This window comes from Candidatus Thiodiazotropha sp. LNASS1 (assembly GCF_964212655.1).
Lineage (GTDB): Bacteria > Pseudomonadota > Gammaproteobacteria > Chromatiales > Chromatiaceae > Thiodiazotropha.
Map to the genome: position 1 here is coordinate 292,773 of NZ_OZ156465.1, position 18,754 is coordinate 311,526.

At 48.5% G+C, this 18,754-nt stretch carries 18 protein-coding genes; all 18 read left to right on the top strand.

All coding sequences use genetic code 11. From position 1 onward, the window contains the following. Positions 1 to 132 precede the first annotated feature (132 nt). The 18 genes from ald to AB8516_RS01250 all read left to right on the top strand — a co-directional run bounded on the left by ald (position 133) and on the right by AB8516_RS01250 (position 18,722). Positions 133 to 1,194 carry an alanine dehydrogenase gene (gene ald, locus AB8516_RS01165; protein WP_369157266.1) on the top strand — a complete coding sequence of 354 codons (1,062 nt, stop codon included), beginning with the start codon at positions 133 to 135 and terminating at the stop codon, positions 1,192 to 1,194. 119 nt (positions 1,195 to 1,313) lie between these two features. Beyond that, positions 1,314 to 3,557, top strand: coding sequence for a DNA translocase FtsK (locus tag AB8516_RS01170; RefSeq protein WP_369163214.1), 2,244 nt, complete (start codon positions 1,314 to 1,316; stop codon positions 3,555 to 3,557). A 16-nt stretch (positions 3,558 to 3,573) separates the two neighbouring features. Then, positions 3,574 to 4,194: an outer membrane lipoprotein chaperone LolA gene (gene lolA, locus AB8516_RS01175; protein WP_369157268.1), complete on the top strand. Its 621-nt coding sequence runs from the start codon at positions 3,574 to 3,576 to the stop codon at positions 4,192 to 4,194. Further along, positions 4,191 to 5,519, top strand: coding sequence for a replication-associated recombination protein A (locus tag AB8516_RS01180; RefSeq protein ID WP_369157270.1), 1,329 nt, complete (start codon positions 4,191 to 4,193; stop codon positions 5,517 to 5,519). The genes lolA and AB8516_RS01180 overlap by 4 nt, the downstream gene beginning before the upstream one ends. A 302-nt stretch (positions 5,520 to 5,821) precedes the next feature. Continuing rightward, positions 5,822 to 6,715, top strand: a complete 894-nt coding sequence (locus tag AB8516_RS01185) for a hypothetical protein (protein ID WP_369157272.1) — start codon at positions 5,822 to 5,824, stop codon at positions 6,713 to 6,715. Positions 6,716 to 6,757: 42 nt separating this feature from the next. Further along, a complete protein-coding gene (locus AB8516_RS01190) occupies positions 6,758 to 7,432 on the top strand; it encodes a hypothetical protein (RefSeq protein WP_369157275.1) in 675 nt (224 codons plus the stop codon). Positions 7,433 to 7,598: 166 nt separating this feature from the next. Further along, positions 7,599 to 7,898, top strand: a complete 300-nt coding sequence (locus AB8516_RS01195; RefSeq protein WP_369157277.1) for a pilus assembly protein — start codon at positions 7,599 to 7,601, stop codon at positions 7,896 to 7,898. Positions 7,899 to 7,997: 99 nt separating this feature from the next. Further along, entirely contained in the window at positions 7,998 to 9,941 is a 1,944-nt protein-coding gene (locus AB8516_RS01200; protein WP_369157279.1) for a pilus assembly protein TadG-related protein, read from the top strand. Between the two features lie 51 nt (positions 9,942 to 9,992). Further along, positions 9,993 to 10,832 carry a hypothetical protein gene (locus AB8516_RS01205; protein WP_369157281.1) on the top strand — a complete coding sequence of 280 codons (840 nt, stop codon included), beginning with the start codon at positions 9,993 to 9,995 and terminating at the stop codon, positions 10,830 to 10,832. 1 nt (position 10,833) lies between these two features. Beyond that, positions 10,834 to 11,553, top strand: coding sequence for a hypothetical protein (locus AB8516_RS01210; protein ID WP_369157284.1), 720 nt, complete (start codon positions 10,834 to 10,836; stop codon positions 11,551 to 11,553). Between the two features lie 202 nt (positions 11,554 to 11,755). Next, entirely contained in the window at positions 11,756 to 12,592 is an 837-nt protein-coding gene (gene cpaB, locus AB8516_RS01215; protein ID WP_369157286.1) for a Flp pilus assembly protein CpaB, read from the top strand. Between the two features lie 46 nt (positions 12,593 to 12,638). Continuing rightward, entirely contained in the window at positions 12,639 to 13,757 is a 1,119-nt protein-coding gene (locus AB8516_RS01220) for a type II and III secretion system protein family protein (protein WP_369157288.1), read from the top strand. A 5-nt stretch (positions 13,758 to 13,762) separates the two neighbouring features. Further along, the gene (locus AB8516_RS01225) at positions 13,763 to 15,457 is read left to right on the top strand and encodes an ATPase, T2SS/T4P/T4SS family (RefSeq protein ID WP_369157290.1); all 1,695 of its coding nucleotides are present in this window, start codon (positions 13,763 to 13,765) and stop codon (positions 15,455 to 15,457) included. Further along, positions 15,457 to 16,305: a type II secretion system F family protein gene (locus AB8516_RS01230; RefSeq protein WP_369157292.1), complete on the top strand. Its 849-nt coding sequence runs from the start codon at positions 15,457 to 15,459 to the stop codon at positions 16,303 to 16,305. The genes AB8516_RS01225 and AB8516_RS01230 overlap by 1 nt, the downstream gene beginning before the upstream one ends. Before the next feature lie 2 nt (positions 16,306 to 16,307). Further along, positions 16,308 to 17,228, top strand: a complete 921-nt coding sequence (locus tag AB8516_RS01235) for a type II secretion system F family protein (RefSeq protein WP_369157294.1) — start codon at positions 16,308 to 16,310, stop codon at positions 17,226 to 17,228. Positions 17,229 to 17,237: 9 nt separating this feature from the next. Then, complete coding sequence (locus tag AB8516_RS01240; protein WP_369157296.1) at positions 17,238 to 17,825, top strand: hypothetical protein; 588 nt, start codon at positions 17,238 to 17,240, stop codon at positions 17,823 to 17,825. A gap of 26 nt (positions 17,826 to 17,851) precedes the next feature. Continuing rightward, positions 17,852 to 18,211: a DUF192 domain-containing protein gene (locus AB8516_RS01245; protein WP_369157298.1), complete on the top strand. Its 360-nt coding sequence runs from the start codon at positions 17,852 to 17,854 to the stop codon at positions 18,209 to 18,211. A gap of 64 nt (positions 18,212 to 18,275) precedes the next feature. Continuing rightward, positions 18,276 to 18,722: a tetratricopeptide repeat protein gene (locus tag AB8516_RS01250; protein WP_369157300.1), complete on the top strand. Its 447-nt coding sequence runs from the start codon at positions 18,276 to 18,278 to the stop codon at positions 18,720 to 18,722. Positions 18,723 to 18,754 lie beyond the last annotated feature (32 nt).

An 18,754-nucleotide genomic window follows, 5' to 3' on the forward strand; every position in this document is an offset into this window, starting at 1 on the left:
GTGGCAGGCGATATTAAATAAGACTTGGCCTTGCGCGTCCTTAATCGGTGACCCGCATCCAAGACATAAATCAGGATTGCGGGAATACTACGTAATCATCCCTCCGGGGTAAAGAATCGAGAGAATATGGTAATGAAAATCGGCATACCGAAAGAGATCAAGCCCCTGGAGGGACGGGTAGGTTTGGTCCCTGAGGCCTGCGGCGAGTTGGTCAAGGCAGGGCATCTGGTGATGCTGGAGCAGGGCGCGGGCAGCGCCAGTGGTTACACGGATCAGAAATATGAGAAGGCCGGGGTGGAGATCGTGTCCGATGCAGAGACGATCTATCAGCAGGCCGAACTGGTAGTGAAGGTCAAGGAGCCATATGACAATGAGCCGGAAATGCTGCGGGAAGGGCAATTGCTGTTCTGCTTTCTCCACCTGGCAGCGGATGAGGGATTGACCCGGCGTCTCTTACATTCAGGCGTCACCGGCATCGCCTTTGAAACGGTGGCGGACCGAGGAAGGTTGCCGATTCTGGCCCCGATGAGTGATATAGCCGGTCGAATTGCAGTACAGAATGGCGTTACCCTGTTACACCATCAGCATGGGGGCAGGGGGCTGTTGCTGGGTGGCCTGCCAGCCGCGGAACGGGGTCATGTGGTGATATTGGGCGCCGGTCAGGCGGGTGGCAATGCCGCCCAACTTGCCGCTGCCGTGGGTGCCCGGGTCACGGTGTTTGATCGATTAAGGGAGAAAATGGGCGCGATGCGGGTACTTGGCAACAGTGTCACTGCACTCTATCCCTATCAGGATGCGATCAGCGAAGCGGTTGCCAGTGCCGACCTGCTGATCGGTGCGGTGCTGATTCCCGGTGCGAAAGCGCCGCATCTGATCTCACGCCAACAGATTTCGACGATGCAGGCGGGCAGTGTGGTTGTGGATATATCAGTCGATCAGGGCGGGTGCATCGAGACTACCCGCCCGACGACCTATGAGGAGCCGACCTATCAGGTGGATGGGGTGACCCACTTTTGTGTGACGAATATGCCGGGTGCGGTGCCCAGGAGCGCCAGCCAAGCCCTCTCCGCGGCGATGATGCCCTATCTGAAACGCCTGCTTGAGGGGTGGCAGGACGATCTGTGCCTGAAGGCTGCGGTCAACCTCTCCAAGGGGGAGCTGATCTATCCGGCCTTGCGTGACCAGTATTTATGAAACTACAATAATAAATAACTGTAACATTTTAATTTAAAAAGATTATTGATATGCCAGCACAGGCCAAAAGCCAACAAGCATCAGACCAGAGTGCATTTCACAGCCACGTCAGCCATGCTATGCGTGAAGGCATCATGTGGAGCCTGTTCTGCCTCAGTGGTTATCTATTGCTCTCCCTGTTCAGTTATTCGCCGCTGGATCCCGGTTGGTCCTATACCGGGCCTACCATCTCAGTACGGAATTCCGGTGGTCCTGCCGGTGCCTGGTTTGCCGATGTCTTTCTCTACCTGTTCGGGATTTTTGCCTACCTGTTTCCCATCATGTTGAGCTGGAGTGCAGTACTCGTATTCCGTCGTCGCAATCCCGATGATTCCGTCAACCTGAATCTGGTGCTGGTGCGTTGGCTGGGATTCTTTATCACCCTGGCATCCGGCTGTGCCCTGGCCGCACTCCACACCAACCATTTGGCGGCTACTCTGCCTACAGGTACGGGCGGCGCCCTGGGTAATTTTCTTGGCGGCCACTTTGAGGCCTCTTTTAGCCGCTCCGGCAGTTCTTTGCTGATGCTGGCGCTGTTTCTCAGTGGTTTTACCCTGTTCACCGGTGTCTCCTGGTTTACCGTGATGGACTTTTTGGGTGGGATGGTGCTGGGTGTGATGCGTAAGACCCAACGCTTCTACACTCACTGGCGAGAAAACCTGGCGGCGAAGCGGGCACGCCAGGAAAGGGTTGAGCTGATCAAGAAGGAGCAGAAGAAGTCGGTCAAACGCAAGCAGCCACGCATCGAGCCGGTGATCAATGCGCCAAAAGCCAGTGAGCGGGTTGAGAAGGAGCGCCAGGTGCCCCTGTTCGAGGCCGATCCCAACAGTGAACTGCCCCCGCTGGCGTTGTTGGACCCGGCCAAGCAGACGGTGCAGTCCTATTCACCGGAAGCGCTGCAGGCAATGTCGCGTCAGGTGGAGTTGAAGTTCTCCGACTTCGATATCGAGGTTCAAGTGGTTGCAGTCCACCCCGGTCCGGTGGTCACCCTGTTTGAGCTGCAACTCGCTGCGGGCACCAAGGTCAGCAAAATCAGTAGTTTGTCTAAAGACCTTGCGCGAGCGCTATCGACCATTGCGGTACGCGTGGTGGAGGTGATCCCCGGTAAATCGGTGATCGGTCTCGAAATCCCCAATGAGTATCGTGAAATGGTCTTTCTCAGCGAAGTGCTCCAGTCTGAGACCTACGAATCGGCGAAATCCCCGTTGACCCTCGCCCTGGGCAAGGACATCGCCGGCAATCCGATGTGCGCCGATCTGGCCAAAATGCCCCATGCGCTGATCGCCGGTACCACCGGTTCCGGTAAATCGGTGGCGATCAATGCCATGATCCTCAGTCTGCTCTACAAGGCCAAGCCGGATCAGGTACGGATGATCATGGTCGATCCCAAGATGTTGGAGTTATCGGTCTATGAAGGCATACCCCATCTGTTGACCCCGGTGGTGACCGACATGCAGGAGGCGGCCAATGCCCTGCGCTGGTGTGTCGGCGAGATGGAACGGCGCTATAAACTGATGGCCAGCCTGGGTGTGAGAAACATCGTCGGTTACAACCGCAAGGTCAAGGATGCGATCAAGAAGGGTGAACCGATCAAGGACCCGTTGTTTCAGCCCGAGCCAACCGAGATCATCGAGGCGATGGAGCATCCCACCCTGGAACCTCTCCCCTATATCGTGGTCATTATCGACGAGCTTGCCGATATGATGATGATGGCGAGAAAGAAGGTCGAGGAGTTGATCGCCAGGCTGGCACAGAAGGCGCGTGCCTCCGGTATCCATCTGATTCTGGCCACACAGCGGCCATCGGTGGATGTGATCACCGGTCTGATCAAGGCGAACATACCCACCCGTATCGCCTTCCAGGTCTCCTCCAGGGTCGACTCCCGTACCATCCTTGATCAGATGGGTGCGGAACACCTGCTGGGTCATGGCGACATGCTCTATATGGGTACCGGCAGCAATATCCCGCAGCGCATGCACGGCGCCTTTGTGGATGACAACGAAGTGCACCGGGTGGTGAAACACCTGAAACAGGCGGGAGAGCCGGACTATCTGGAAGAGATCCTCCAGGAAGCGACTGAGTCGGTACCCGGTTTTCCGGCAGAGAACGGCGATGTGGAAGATAGCGATCCGCTGTATGACGAAGCGGTACGCATCGTCACGGAGACGCGACGGGCCTCGATCTCGGGTGTCCAGCGCAGGCTCAAGATCGGCTACAACCGGGCCGCGCGGATGATAGAGGAGATGGAGCGTACCGGTATCGTGGGAGCGGCGGAGAGCAATGGCAGCCGAACCGTACTGGCGCCACCACCGCCAAAAGACTGATTGAGAATATAGTTGTATGCAGACAAGCCTGAAACTCATTTGTACCCTGATTCTTTTGGGGGTTGTGCAACCCTTGTGGGCATTGAACGGTCCGCAACAGCTGGAGGCCTTCCTCAAGGATCTCACAACCCTGCAGGCGGACTTCGAGCAAACACTGCAACAGGATGACCAGGCCTATACCAGCAATGGTGTCTTCTATCTGAAACGCCCCGGCCTGTTGCGTTGGGAATACACGACACCGAGTGAGCAGTTGATCGTGGCGGATGGCGATCGCATTTGGCTTTATGATATCGAGTTGGAACAGGTCTCCCATCGCAGTCAACGGGCGGCATTGGTAGGTACACCGGCTCAATTGCTGAGTGACCAAGCCCCTATCAGTGAGCATTTCCAGGTCAATGACCTGGGCGAAGCCGATGGATTGAGTTGGGTCGAACTGCTGCCGAGAGAGAAAGAGTCCCAATTCTCCAGTTTAAGATTGGCCCTCAATGAGAATAATCTGCAGCGTATGGAGATGATCGACAACTTCGGGCAGACCACCCGCTTCGTGTTCGACAATCTCCAACGCAACCTCACATTGGATGCCACCTTGTTCAGGTTCAAGCCACCGCCCATGATCGATCTGATCGGTGACCTATGAACGATCAGGATCTCTTTGCCCGGAACGGGGGCGGAGAGAACCGCCCACTCGCAGACCGGATGCGGCCGCGTACCCTGGAACAGTTCATCGGCCAGTCCCACATTGTCTCAGAGGGCAAACCTCTGCGGCGGGCCATCCAGGAGGACCGCCTCCATTCAATGATCTTCTGGGGTCCCCCGGGTACGGGGAAGACCACCTTGGCACGGATGATCGCACAACACTCAGGTGCACAGTTTCTCAGCCTCTCGGCAGTGTTGTCCGGTGTCAAGGAGATCCGTGCCTCAGTCGAGCAGGCGAAGCTCTATAAACAACAGACGCAACGACAGACCGTTCTTTTCATCGATGAGGTACACCGGTTCAATAAATCCCAACAGGATGCCTTTCTGCCCCATGTGGAGGATGGCACCGTGGTCTTCATCGGCGCCACCACCGAAAATCCATCATTTGAGCTCAACAATGCGCTGCTTTCCCGTGCCCGCACCTATGTGCTGAAAGCGCTGACACATGAAGAACTGAAACAGATCATCGACCTGGCGCTGAAAGATGCCGGCAATGGACTTGGCGCAAGAGAGTTTCATATCAGTGACAAGGCCCGCACCCTGCTAGCGGAAGCGGCGGATGGCGATGCCAGAAGGGCACTGAACCTGTTGGAGATAGCTGCCGACCTGACCGAGTCGGGAGAGATCGATGAAACGGTCGTGGCGGAGGTGGCCGGCGGTACGCTGCGCCGTTTCGATAAAGGCGGTGAAGCCTTCTACGATCAGATATCGGCCCTGCACAAATCGGTCAGGGGCTCTGCCCCGGATGCGGCCCTCTACTGGCTGGCAAGGATGGTCGACGGCGGTTGCGATCCCCTCTACATCGCCCGCAGGGTCGTACGCATGGCCTCGGAGGATATCGGTAATGCGGATCCGCGTGCCCTGCAGCTGGCCCTGAATGCCTGGGATACCCAGCAACGGCTCGGCAGCCCGGAAGGGGAACTGGCTATCGCGCAAGCCGTGGTCTACATGGCGTGCGCCCCCAAGAGCAATGCTGTTTATACAGCATGGAATGCCGCCCTAACCGAAGCCAAGACATCCGGCTCCCTAGAGGTTCCTCTGCATCTACGCAATGCACCCACCAAACTGATGAAAGAGCTCGAATACGGTAAGACCTACCGCTATGCCCACGATGAACCCAATGCCTACACTGCTGGTGAAAACTATATGCCGGAACATTTAGCGGGCCATCGATACTACTATCCGGTTGATCGGGGCATGGAGATCAGGATAGCCGAAAAGCTGGAATTTCTGCGTAGATTGGATGAAGAGGCTGCAGACGATTGAACAACTCAGCGGCCTCTATGTTGAAGACAGAAACGCACAGTCTGGAAAGACATCCCACCACTAGAGCATCCAAAAAAAATTCCGATATTAGCGTCCGCTTTTAATAAATTTACACAACAGAGATCCTATATATCGCCAAATTATGTGAATTGGCTCACATAATCTTGTGGTCATTTTCTGAAATGTACCTCTAACAGTCGATCAGGCGTTCCCATAACTGGGTATTAAACGTTAATCTTTTTCCCCGATCATTGGATGGTCATTAATGGAATGACTAAGTTGTATCAGAGGTATATAAGGACATGAAAGGAAGTTCAAAGGTTATAGTGCTGGTATCGATCTCCCTGATGCTGGCAATGCAAGGATGCGGCGGGGGCGGAGGCTCCTCAGACGATCCAGTCAATACGGGTGAATCAAACAACAACGACTCAACGGCTGACAATTCGAACAGTGGTTACACAGGATTGGATTCCCAAGCGACTGTCGATGAATCCAACGCCAAGGATCTGGCTATTGCCGCTGCATCAGGTATCGCGCAAGTTGTAGAGGAAGAGAGTGTCAGTGCCCCCTTTTCTGTTCCTGGCACAGCAGCCAGATCCTATGAACCAACGGAAGAGATGCATCAGCAAACCACGGCAGAGGTATGCACTCAAGGTGGAGAGGCGATAGTCGAGGAAATTACCGAAGAAACTGACCACTGGGTAAACGTATTTTCCTTGAACAATTGCAGTTACGGCGAGGGATTGCACATCTACACCTTCACTGGGAGAGTGCGGCACACCTATTCCAAACAATCGAATGCCTTTGACTATGTCATGACAGGTACGGTGTCATCAGCCAGCAGCCAATCAACGGATATCAACTGGCGTGTGGCTTGCGACGCAAATTTCAGATGCAACATGTCTTCCGATTTCCAAGGTTTCGACGGCCGTAGTTACCGTGTCACTGAGATTAATGTTACAGATGATGGTAACTCGGTTTATACGGCAGCAGGCAGGATCTATGATCCTATTCATGGGTATATTGATGTAACCACGGAAATCCCGTTCACGACGGGTTGCGAAAACGGACGACCTGGTTCGGGACGTTTGAATTTTACCGGTGCTGACCAGACCTTCGGCTACATAGAGTTTGTCAGTTGTACCGAGTATGTAGTCGCAACCAGTAATGGAACAGCGAATAGTTACACCTGGTAAACAAGGACTAAGGACCATAACAGGATGTATGCAGGTGAACGCATGCAGTTGATAGCAGGATGTGTCTTATCTGCCTGTGTATTCGCATGCGATGCTGCTGATCTCATCGAATCGACATCCAAGGGCTGGAAAGCATTCGCGAACAAGCCATTCAGTGCGGTATTGGTCGAATACAGAAGAGATAGTGCGGACGTATACAGTAAATCCAGAATCTATCTAAGTCCTATGGGGATGCGCACTGAACGCCTTTCTGTTCAGAACGGTGAACCTGATCTTATAGTGATCAAGAACCACCATACTGAACAGGTGTGGCTGATTAACCCGGTCCAACACTACTTCACTGAATTACCAATCGATAAAACTAAAGAAACGGAGCGGGTGATAGAAGGAGAGAAAAGGCCGCTGTTAGGTGTTCTGGCAAACGAGCCTTGCTATGGAATGAGGGCTGAGAAGCAATCCGTTCGAGCGGTCGGAGATTCGGAACTGAGTATCTGGCATTGCTTGGATGGTGATGGCAAGCAACATCTGCAACACTTCAGTACGCTGCTTGGTGTAGTCATTCGTCAGGAATTTCAGGATGGGCGAATAAGCGAGCTGCAAGATATTGCATTTATCGATGATTCAGGAAAATATTTCCAACCTTCCAGTGACATGCAGCAGATTTCAATTGGAGAATTGATTACCGGAAGGGTGACATTACCGGATTTTGTCGAATGAGGTTGGAATATGGATTGGCAGATAACTGGTGAGGATTAACTATTGAAGGAGGGTGTCCATTTATCAAGTGTCTCTATTTGCTTGGGATATATAAATAGATCTTGAAGGAAAACATATTTTATCAATCGAACCATTCATTCAAGGAGCTGTTAAAGGAGCTACTGATATGTCTATAAAACTTAATAAGTCAGCAAGGAAATCACACTTTGGTCAAGGTATGACCGAGTACATAATCATAGTTGCCGTCATAGCGATTGCCGCTATCGGCGCATTCGGTTATTTCGGGCAGATCGTTGAGACACAGATTGCCGGTGTTGGCCAGGAGCTTGGTGGCAATAGTGGTGCGGATGCGCGAACTGCTGCAGGTGATCTGGGTCAAGCATCGCAAGATATGGCGGCAGAGGCCAACAACAGTATGACCAACTACCATGATAATGATTCTGAAGCTGCGCCTGGGGGAGGTTAATCGGTCTATTGCTGCAGCAAAATGATCATAATATCGTAGTAGTCGTCCGGTTTTTTCTATTTCTGATGGAAAAAATCGGACGAAATTAGGTGTAGTTCAATGACTCACATATTTCGATCCAAGGAAACCGGTCAAGCACTGCCGCTGGGAATTGCTTTTCTTATGTCCACTATTCTGCTTGGTTTGGTTTTATTCAACACAGGCCAAACCGCATCGGAAAAATCCCGCCTTGTAAATACAGCTGATGCCGCCGCTTACAGTGGTCTTATTTGGCAGGCGCGCGCACTCAACTATCAGGCTTATACAAATAGGGCGATGGTTGCCAACCAGGTCTCAATCGGACAGATGGTGAGTCTCACCTCATGGACTCAATACGCATATATCGTTGCCCGCAATATAGATTACATCGGTACCTGGTTTCCTATCATCAGACCCTATACCCAGGCGGCAGAATCGATAACAGAGATGATTGACGGTGTAATGGTAAATATTGCTGAGGCCTTCATACCTGTTGTTGACACTGTCAATGGTATTTTGAGTCAGTCACAACATGCAATATTTTTGGCAAGTTTCGCTGCAACACCCGGTATTGTGAGAGAGGTTGTCGAGAGAAATGATGATCGTTACAACGTCGATACAGCTTATGCGGTTATCGGTATGGGACAAAATGGAGTGAATTGGAACAGTTTTACTGAGAGATATGAAGATAACGATGGACTTTTACGCAAGGCAAACGTAGTAAATCGCTCAAAGGATGAATTTACCAGTTCTAGGAATCTTCGAACTGGTGACATGTTGCCTGGCGCACCAAATAGACTGGATCTTGGTATTGTACGCGTTTGGGTTAAAAAAGAGGGGAGGACAAATTTTATATCCGAGGAGTCAACGTCAAGCAGTTATATATTTCAGAATAACAGTTCAGCAAGTGATTTAGAATGGGAATGGAAAGGTAAGGATACACTCTCCTTTCACATAGAGGTATGGGACTGTGACCATCGTGGATGTGGCTGGGATCATGATGAAATTCCATTGGGGTGGGGCTCTCGTTATGTCAATGGTGATTTTGAATGTGACGATAGCCAATACCAGAGCAGCAGTTGGTGGGGATGGTATTTCTTTAACGATGGTTGTCCCCGCTATATGCAAGAAAACAGATGGGCAGAAAGGCTTGCCAATATGGAAAAGGAAGAACTTGATGCAGAGTATGAAGGTATCAGGGCTTACTATGACTTGCAGGACTTAAGTCGTGAAAACCGCGATCCCCGATTGACTTTGCGTATCGAAGTTGAACTGCCGCAAAATCATGTGCGAACAGCATCGAAAATAGACGGCCTAGGGTCGGATTCTGTGCCAAATGAAGAACTGAGAAATGGCATAGGTGAGGGAATGTTCGGAACGCAAGACCAGATGGCCGGTGAAGGTTTGGCTGCAATTTCCAGCGGCGAACTTTTTTTTCATCCACCTGATGACTACATACCGTCAAGAAGAAGGGGTAGATATGAAATTGCCAGTTTGTTCAGCCCATATTGGGAAGTGAGATTGACCGAAACACCTTCGTCAAATCGATTCATGGCATGGGCATTGAGAGATCCTTCACTCTTATCGGATGGTGCATCCGGTGTTGCTGCGGGCGTACAGCATTACATAGGAGAAAGAGAAGAAGGATTGCAGCGGTTGCTTGACCTTGAAGAGTCACTGCAAACGCAATTAAGCAGCACAACGGATGAGGAAAGACGCGCAGAACTAGAGAACCAGCTGGTTAATGTGGATTCACAGCTCACACAACTGCAAAATATGCATTACAGTACAGATTTGGTGGCAAACGACCTGCAGCAAGGTATTTCACAAGGTGTCAGTACGGCGGCACAAACACAGCTCGGACAGTATGAACAGATGCTTGAACAGTATGCTCAGCAACAGGGAGAGGCATATGTTGATCAGTTTGAAGATGAGATTGTCGACCAGGTGACTGATCAACTGCAGCAAGCACTGGAGGACGCTGTTGAAGAGGCAGCGGAAAGTGCAATCACATCATTCTTGTGATTACCAATTCGGCTTTGGTATATGCGAGTTGATCAACAAAAGGAAACACTAATGATAGCCATCAAACAGTGCCGATTATTGAAACAGAAGGGAAATGCCACTGTTGAAACGATCTTAATCGCAACAGTTACGGTGCCTCTGCTGACAGGTATTCCACTGATGGGCAAGATCGCAGATATTAATCATACGACTGCTCAGTCAAGTCGCTATCTGGCTTGGGAACAAACGATTGCAGGGCCGCATTACAAAGATATCGAGCAATTGGAGACAGAAGTCAATAATCGATTTTTTGTTCGTCCTGATCTACAGATACGAACAGACCGTGAGGCACTTACCGATGAGGGGTTTGAGAACCCGTTTTGGAGCGGCTTTGGCTATGATGAAGATGATGAGGAAAATCGTCTTGTGGTACTTGGCAGAGGTTTTGATGCAGCAGTCAGCAACCAACGTCCCGAGAGTATAGCGGGCACGCTTTCAGCAGGGATCAATGAAATTGGCGATACACTTGCCAGTATTACAGGTGGTCAGTGGGATATAGAGGAGAATGGTTTATATACTGGCCGGGTATCGATTGAAGTCGCTGGTAATACAATTTTGACATCAGGTGTTGACTGTAATGGACAGGAATCTGAAACTATAGCAGCATGTGTTACCCGTTCAAACACAATCTATGCTGATAGTTGGGACGCCAGAGATCCTGCACAAGCTGCAAGACGTTCACGGTCATTCGTCCCGGCCGGAGCTCTGGAATCGGTAGGTGATGCGCTGGCTGGTGTGGCAACCATTGTACCCTTCTTTGCGGATATTCAAGGTCTTCATTCTGATAGCAATGGGGGGTTTGGTTATATTAACCCTCATGTGTTACCGATGGATCGCTATGCGGAAGACTAAAGTGGCATTTAATGTAAAACAATTCATCGATATCTGGCGTTATGCAATGTGTTCTATAGCGTTTAGCAGTACTTGCTTTGCTTATGACATTCACGATGTTGCAGACCCGCCAGTTGCATCAGTGATATACGTGGGCGAGGTTGTTCAAAACGGAATGCCATTGCAGATGAAGCAGTTTTCTACAGAGTCTTCGGTAACGGAAGTGTTGGCATTCTACAAGCAGCGCTGGTCAGACATATCAAGACACCAGAACAACGTGCCTGCCTATTTGGAAAAAAATGTCGGAGAATGGCGTGTATTAAGTAAGATGGAAACAGATAAAAGCGTTGTCGTGCAGGCGCGAAAATCAAACCGGGGATCTACTGAGGGTTATATATCAGTCAGTGATATTTCTCGTGCAACAAAGCCGAACCGGTGGTCAAGTGAATTTCCTCGCATCCAAGGTACCCAGCTTTTATCAAATACAGAATCGATTGACAAGGGAAGGGTTGCATATACGCTGGTGCTTTTCAATGACTATTCCGTGCATGTAAATAGAGACTATTATCGTGAAAACATGCATACAGATGGTTGGCAATACGCTAGAGGAAGTGAAAAGACAAAAACAACGATACTCTACTTCAGGAGAGATCAATGGCATTGTGATATTGCAGTAACTGAAGCAGATGATGGCAAGACCATAATCATCGCCAACCTGGTAGAGATGAATGAGAGTAGCTGATCAAAAAAACATACTAAGCAGACAATCAGGTCACATCGCCCTGGAGTATGCCTTAGTGACATTCATACTGGTTATGTTCTTATTTGCACCAGTCACTGATGATAATCAGTCAGTGATGGGGCTGTTTATGGATTCGATCAGAGACTATGACCGAAATAGGTCTCTGCTCTATTCATTACCCTAAATGATCGAGTAGACAACTATGGATATGATGCATGCGAAAGATTCCACAGGCCAACGAAAGAAAGTCAGTATTATCAACAAGAATGTAATTATGTTGATAATATCATTGGCGCTTGGTGTGGGCGGGGTATATCTGACAAAGGATTTTATAGAAAAAAAGGTCAACTACTACAAAAGCCAGCTGGAAAAGACCGAGGAGATGGTTGCTCTTGTAGTGCCGAACAGAAATATACAAAGAGGAACAGTCGTTACATTGCGTGACTTTTCTGTACGTAAAATTCCCGCAAAGTATGCGCATAAAAATGCAGTTACTGAGTCAACATTCAGTACAGCAACTGGACAAAGAGTCAGTTTTGATATCACAAAGGGGCGGCCGCTTCTGTGGGCTCATCTTGAAGGCGGATTGATACCAACCTTTTCAGGCAAACTAAAGCCCGGCAAGAGGGCGCTTGCCTTCACAGTCGATAAAATCAATTCGATATCAGGTTTTCTCCAGCCGAATGACAAAATTGATCTGTTACTCGACTACAAGGACAGGATCATTCCGATAATTCAAAATCTGCATGTGATTGCTACTGGTCCCTATACCCATATAGATAAAACCGGAAGGCAGTCAGATGACTCATTTCGAATCATTACAGTTGAAGTGACGCCGGAAGTGGCAGAAAAAATTACGCTTGCTAAAAGTATTGGAAAGATCACAGCACTGTTGCGTTCACCGCAAGACGATAAATTGATTAGCGATGATCCAATGACAGTTGCGCGCTTGTTAAACAAGCCAATTCCAAAACCTAAAATCAGGAAACGGATTGTCCGAAAAGAAAAAGGAATTGAGTACATTATTGGTGGTATATGAGCTTGATTCTTAAACAGAATAAGGCCTTTTTGAGGACAATCAACAAGTGATTAGTAAAGTCTTACAAACAGTCATCACCTTATATATGGTGATGATGGCAACCAGTGTTTATGCAAAGAATGTCGATCTGTTTATTGGTGAGGTCAGGATACTCGGTAAAGTAGCTGTTGACCGTGTTGCGATTGGACAGGCGGGTATAATCAAACTAGAGATTCTTAGTACGGATGAGTTACTGGTCATTGGCGAAAAGGCAGGAAGTACCTCCTTGCGTCTGTGGAATAAGGATGGAAGTTATAGTCAGTACAATATTCGGGTAACAGAGCAAGATCCTGAAAAGCGTGTTCGGATGGATAGTATGATAAGGATCAGTGTCAAGATGGTTGAGTTCAGAAAAAGTGCGCTCTCCAAGCTTGGTATAGACTGGTCGACGGATTTAGACGGACCAACCTTTGCGACAGTCGGCGATTTTGTAACGAACTCCCTATTCAGGTCGCCAACCTCAGCAATTGATGGCACACCACTACCTCTCAATGTGAAGCCCTTCGCGTCTTACTTTGGTATAGCGACAGCGTTGACATCACGCATAAATCTACTGGCATCAGACGGTGATGCTGTCGTGTTGTCAGAGCCGGTTCTCAGCTGCGTCAATGGTGGTACTGCCAAATTTATATCCGGTGGTGAGTATCCTATCCCCGTGACCGGTACAAATGGTGGAACCAGCGTGGAATTCAAGCAGTATGGAATAAAGCTGGATATTTCACCGCGGGTAAATAATGAAAAGCAGATATATACAACCATAAAAGCAGAAGTCAGTGAGATCGACACGTCTACAACTGTGTTGGATGTGCCGGGTATTTTAAAGAATGAAACGGAGACAATAGTTAATGTTCATTCCGGTCAGACAATCGTTATATCGGGATTGTTAAAAGCTAAACAGGGCAGAGGCACCAGTAAGGTTCCAGGACTGGGTGATTTACCTGTACTTGGCGGCCTTTTCAAGAGTAATGATATTCAGCATGAAATGTCAGAAATGGTGGTCTTTCTCACACCCGAGGTTGTTGAAATTGACGATACCTATGATCAAAGGGCAAGAAACCTGTTGGGGGTTAGAAACAATGCTGTTAATCAACTAAAGAAAGAGCTTGAATTCAGCATCCTGGATTAGTCGAAATGTTTGATATTCATTACCAACAAGGCCGCAAGCGCCGAACTCGCTACACTGTAAAGGGAGACAGGTGTGTAATCGGCAGCGCACGTCATAGCGATCTGGTATTCAAGCATCGACATATTGCGAAAAGACATGCAACACTATTTTCGCAAAACAACCAGATACATATTGAGGACCTGGGAAGTATCACGGGAACCTGGGTCAATAGAGAGCGTGTTATCAACTATGGTCCTTTGACAGACAATGACGAGATTACAATCGGTGATGTCATACTGAGAGTAGAGTTTGATCCAAGCAAGGCAAGTTCTGCAATATCGCAACACCCTGTTGAAGAGAGTCCAGACGCAAGTCGGGAAACAAAAGAGCCGGTACAGGAAACTAATCCTGTCAATAGCCTGATCGATGAACAAGGAAAGGTTATTCTCTACTGGACAAGAATAATCCACGAACAGCTGATATCTGAGATGGATCTCCGTCGCAAAGACGTGCACAGCATGTCTGATGAACAGTTAAGGGTCGAGGCAGAAACACTGATAGATCAAATCATTGGTCGCATCACATCAGATCTCCCCGCTGATATCGACATAACAAAGCTTCGTAGTAGTGTGATTAACGAGGCTGTTGGTCTTGGGCCGCTTGAGCGTTTTCTTGAAGACGATTCAATTACGGAGATCATGGTCAACAATCACCAGGAAGTTTTTGTAGAACGTGCCGGCAAATTGATCAATAGCGGTGAAAACTTCAGTAGTGACCAAGCCGTCATGTCGGTCATTGAACGCATTATTACTCCGTTGGGCAGACGTATTGATGAAGGAAGTCCAATGGTCGATGCCCGTTTAAAGGATGGCTCTCGCGTAAACGCCATCATCCCACCATTGGCCATTAAGGGACCTAGCCTGACAATCAGAAAATTCGCTAAACATCGATTGACATTCAACGACATCATAGATTATGGATCGATCAATCAGGAAATGGTTGATTTTCTCAGGGTTTGTGTAGAGCAGCGCAAGAATATCATTGTATCCGGCGGTACCGGTTCGGGTAAGACCACCTTGCTGAATGTGTTGTCAAGCTTCATCCCGGATGGTGAGCGCATAGTCACCGTGGAAGACGCTGCCGAGCTTAAACTTTACCAACCTAATCTGGTATCACTGGAGGCAAAACCGGCAAATATAGAGGGGCGTGGTGCTGTCACCATTCGTGAATTGGTGAAGAACACGCTACGTATGCGTCCTGATCGTATTATCGTTGGTGAATGCCGGGGAGGCGAGGCCCTTGACATGCTGCAGGCAATGAATACCGGTCATGATGGTTCACTCACTACGGCACATGCCAACAGTCCAAGGGATGCACTTTCAAGGCTTGAGGTAATGGTGTTGATGGCAGGTATGGATCTGCCGGTCACGGCGATTCGTGAACAGATAGCCTCTGCGGTCAACATTATTGTTCAGCAGACACGATATGCCTGTGGTTCCAGGAAAATTTCCAAAATTACAGAGGTTACCGGTATTGAGGGTAATACGATACAGCTACAGGATATCTTCGAATTCAGGCAGCGTGGATTCAACGAACATGGAAAAGTGTGGGGAGAGTTTGTTGCCTCTGGTTTCGTGCCCTCCTTCTATGAGTCAATAAAATCAATTGGCGTTCCGGTTGATTTATCAATCTTCGGAAACGAAAAAGACGAATTCCATTGATGGATATCAATTTTATTCTTGCGCTCGTATTTATAGCTATCAGTGCCGTAATCTGGGTACTGTTGGGATTCAGTGTGCATGGCTATGAGCGCTATCAATCGGTATTTACAGAGCAAACTGAGAGCAAACTTGAGAACCTGTTTCTGTTTGTAGATGCAAAAAAAATGTTTTTGCTGAACGTGGCATCATTGCTGGCGCTACCGGTTGTCATCTACTTTTTTACCGGATCTTTTTTCTATATCGCACTGGCGGTCCTTGTATTGCTGGTAATGCCGAAATTATTGCTCATGCGTATGGAGGCCAAGCGCAAGGAGAAACTTATTCATGCACTACCTGATGCATTGACACAGATTGCTAGTGGTATGAGTGCCGGCCAGACTTTCCTTTCAGCTGTGGAAACCATGGTGAATGAGACCAAGGGACCTATAAGCCAGGAATTTTCACTGGTTCTAAGGGAGCAGAGGCTTGGTATGAGCCTATCCGAAGCGATGGATAATCTTGCTGAGCGAGTACAGACCGAAGAATTTGATTTGGTTGTCACAGCAACACAAATTGCAAACGATGTGGGTGGTAACCTATCGGAAATATTCCGCCGATTGTCGGATAGCCTGAGGCGGAAGATGGAGATGGAGGGCAAGATCAAGGCGCTCACATCTCAGGGAATCTTGCAGGGCTGGGTGGTCGGTTTATTGCCATTTTTCATTATCGGCGCACTCTATTTTGTCGATCGTGAAAATATCGCACCAATATTCACCAATCTGCTTGGTTGGATCTTTTTAGCCGTCATCATAATCCTTGAGATCATTGGTGGGTTAATGATTCGAAAAATAGTCAATATAGATATTTAAAAGTGGAATTTATAATCGTCAGCGTAATGTTCGGTGGGGTGGTTAGCCTGATAATCTGGAACACATATCGGGTGTTCGCCGTGGTTCCGGATCAGGATAGATCCTATCTGGACCGACCACCATTGGGATTTCGACTGACATGGCCGCTTGTCAGTGCATTCGTACACTATTTCGGGCCGCTGATTACCCAAAATTATCGCATTGTCACATTGTTAAGGCTAAGGAAAGCAGGGATCGACTATATGTTGAGTCCTGACCAGTTCTTTGCGGGTAAAGTTATTGCGGCTGTAGTGTTTTCACTTTTCGTCTATGTGTTGCTGAGTCTGATCGGGTCCAATGCATGGTATATGATGGCGCTCGGCCTGGTCGGTGGTTTCTTCTATCCGGAATTATGGTTACGTGAAGCAACAGAGGAACGTAATAAAAGTATATTTAGAGAGTTGCCGTTCTATCTCGATATCATCATTCTGGCCGTAGAATCGGGAACCAATTTTACCGGTGGACTGCAACAGGCCATCAATAAGGCATCGGACGGTCCTCTCAGGCAAGAATTCAGTCGCGTTCTCAGGGATATTCGAGCAGGAAAACCCAGGGCGGATTCACTGCGCGACTTGGGCGATCGTGTAGACACTGAAAGCATAAGAAACGTCGTCAGTAGTATTATCCAGGCTGAAAAGACAGGTTCGAGTCTCGGGCCTGTACTCAAAGCGCAGGCCGATCAATTGAGGTCGACCCGATTCCAGAAAGCGGAAAAACTGGCCATGGAGGCGCCGGTCAAGTTACTCGGCCCGCTGGTTATGTTTATTTTTCCCAACACCTTTTTGATCATCATCTTTGTCATCCTTAGCAGTGCGATTCAAAAGGGTGTGTTGACATGGCCTGTATTCAAGCCATTGGTATGGGCCTTTAACTGGCCAGGTTAGGAAGCTTAAATGAAGTATATATTAAAAATTATTGATACTACATACACTAAACGATTGGTCAGTGGGCTATCGGTTTTTTTGTTGAGTCTTTTATTCTCAGCATGTAACAACAGTAATGATCAATTCTCACCAGGTACAAATGTCTCAATCGCGCCTACATCCTTTACCTGGACAGTAACCGAATTGCTCGATAATCAAGGTCAATGCATCTTCTATCCTGACGATTATCAAGACAATGTCATGGTGGTTACTGTCAGTGATCCAAATGATAGACCGATTGGTGAGATGAAGTTGGAGCTATATCTCTCACCTTCCAACTCCACATCCAATCCAATACTCAGTAACCAACATGTGTTTTATCTCTATGATGACCTCAATGGCAATGGTGTTGTGGATCACCCGGAAGAGTTGGTGAGCGGTTCCGGCGATCCAATACTCTATGAAACGGAAACCGAGAAATATCATGGAACCAAGGCAATCATCGTAAGAACGAATACATCCTGTGGCGGTTACCGTGCAACACTTCATGCTTATGCCGGAGATGGCTATGGCGCTATGGAGATCAATACTCAAACCGAAGATGATGGTGAAGACTAACAGGTGACTGAGCAAGAGTAGGAAACATGAAACGTATCAGGCTCAAAAAACATGCTACTGAAGACGATCCTGCCAAAGGGTCTCCTGCACTCGAAGCATGGGTGGCGGATAGCTATTTGACTCGCCTGCGAGGTCTATTAGGAAAAAAGCGGCTTGACGATTCTGATGGTTTATTGCTTGAGCGCTGCGCATCAGTACATACATTTTGGATGCGTTATCCACTGGATCTGGTCTTTATGGACAAGAAGGGTAAGGTGGTGAAGTGTCAGGAGGGTGTCAAGCCCTTTCGTACTGCATCGGCACGTGGAGCCTACTACACACTGGAACTGAACCAGGGAGTGATCAGTAAACAGGGTATTTCCGAGAGTGATCATTTTTATTGGTAATCAGCGACTGTTTAAGAGGGCCATTGTGTTAAACAAAGCAGTGATTCAAATTCTATGTGCATTAGTGTTTATTACACTTGCAGCATGCAACGGAACTGCTCCCAAGCGGAAGGCATTTACAAATCTTGAGATTGCCGACAGTGCCTATGAGCAGGGCAGGTGGGTTGAAGCGGAGCAACACTATCATGCAATTACTGAGATTGCCCCCAATGATTTCTATGCCTGGTTCAGACTTGGAAACTCACGGCTCCATCAGGCCAATATCGAGGCCGCGATTCATGCCTATGAATCATCACTACAGCGTGACCCGAGGCAACCGAAACCACATCACAATCTGGCGGAAGCCTATTTGATGAAAGCGCATCAGTCGTTACAGAGGGCACAGAGCTTGGCTGAGGAATCAAGTTATGAACGGCTGGCGATAGAGTCCAAGCTCAAAAAACTGCGGGAAATCATCTACAAACCGATCAGTGATATTCCTTCGCCGGCAAAAGGGTTGATCCGTTACTAATAACAAAACAACACAAAGTTGTAGTAGTTCAT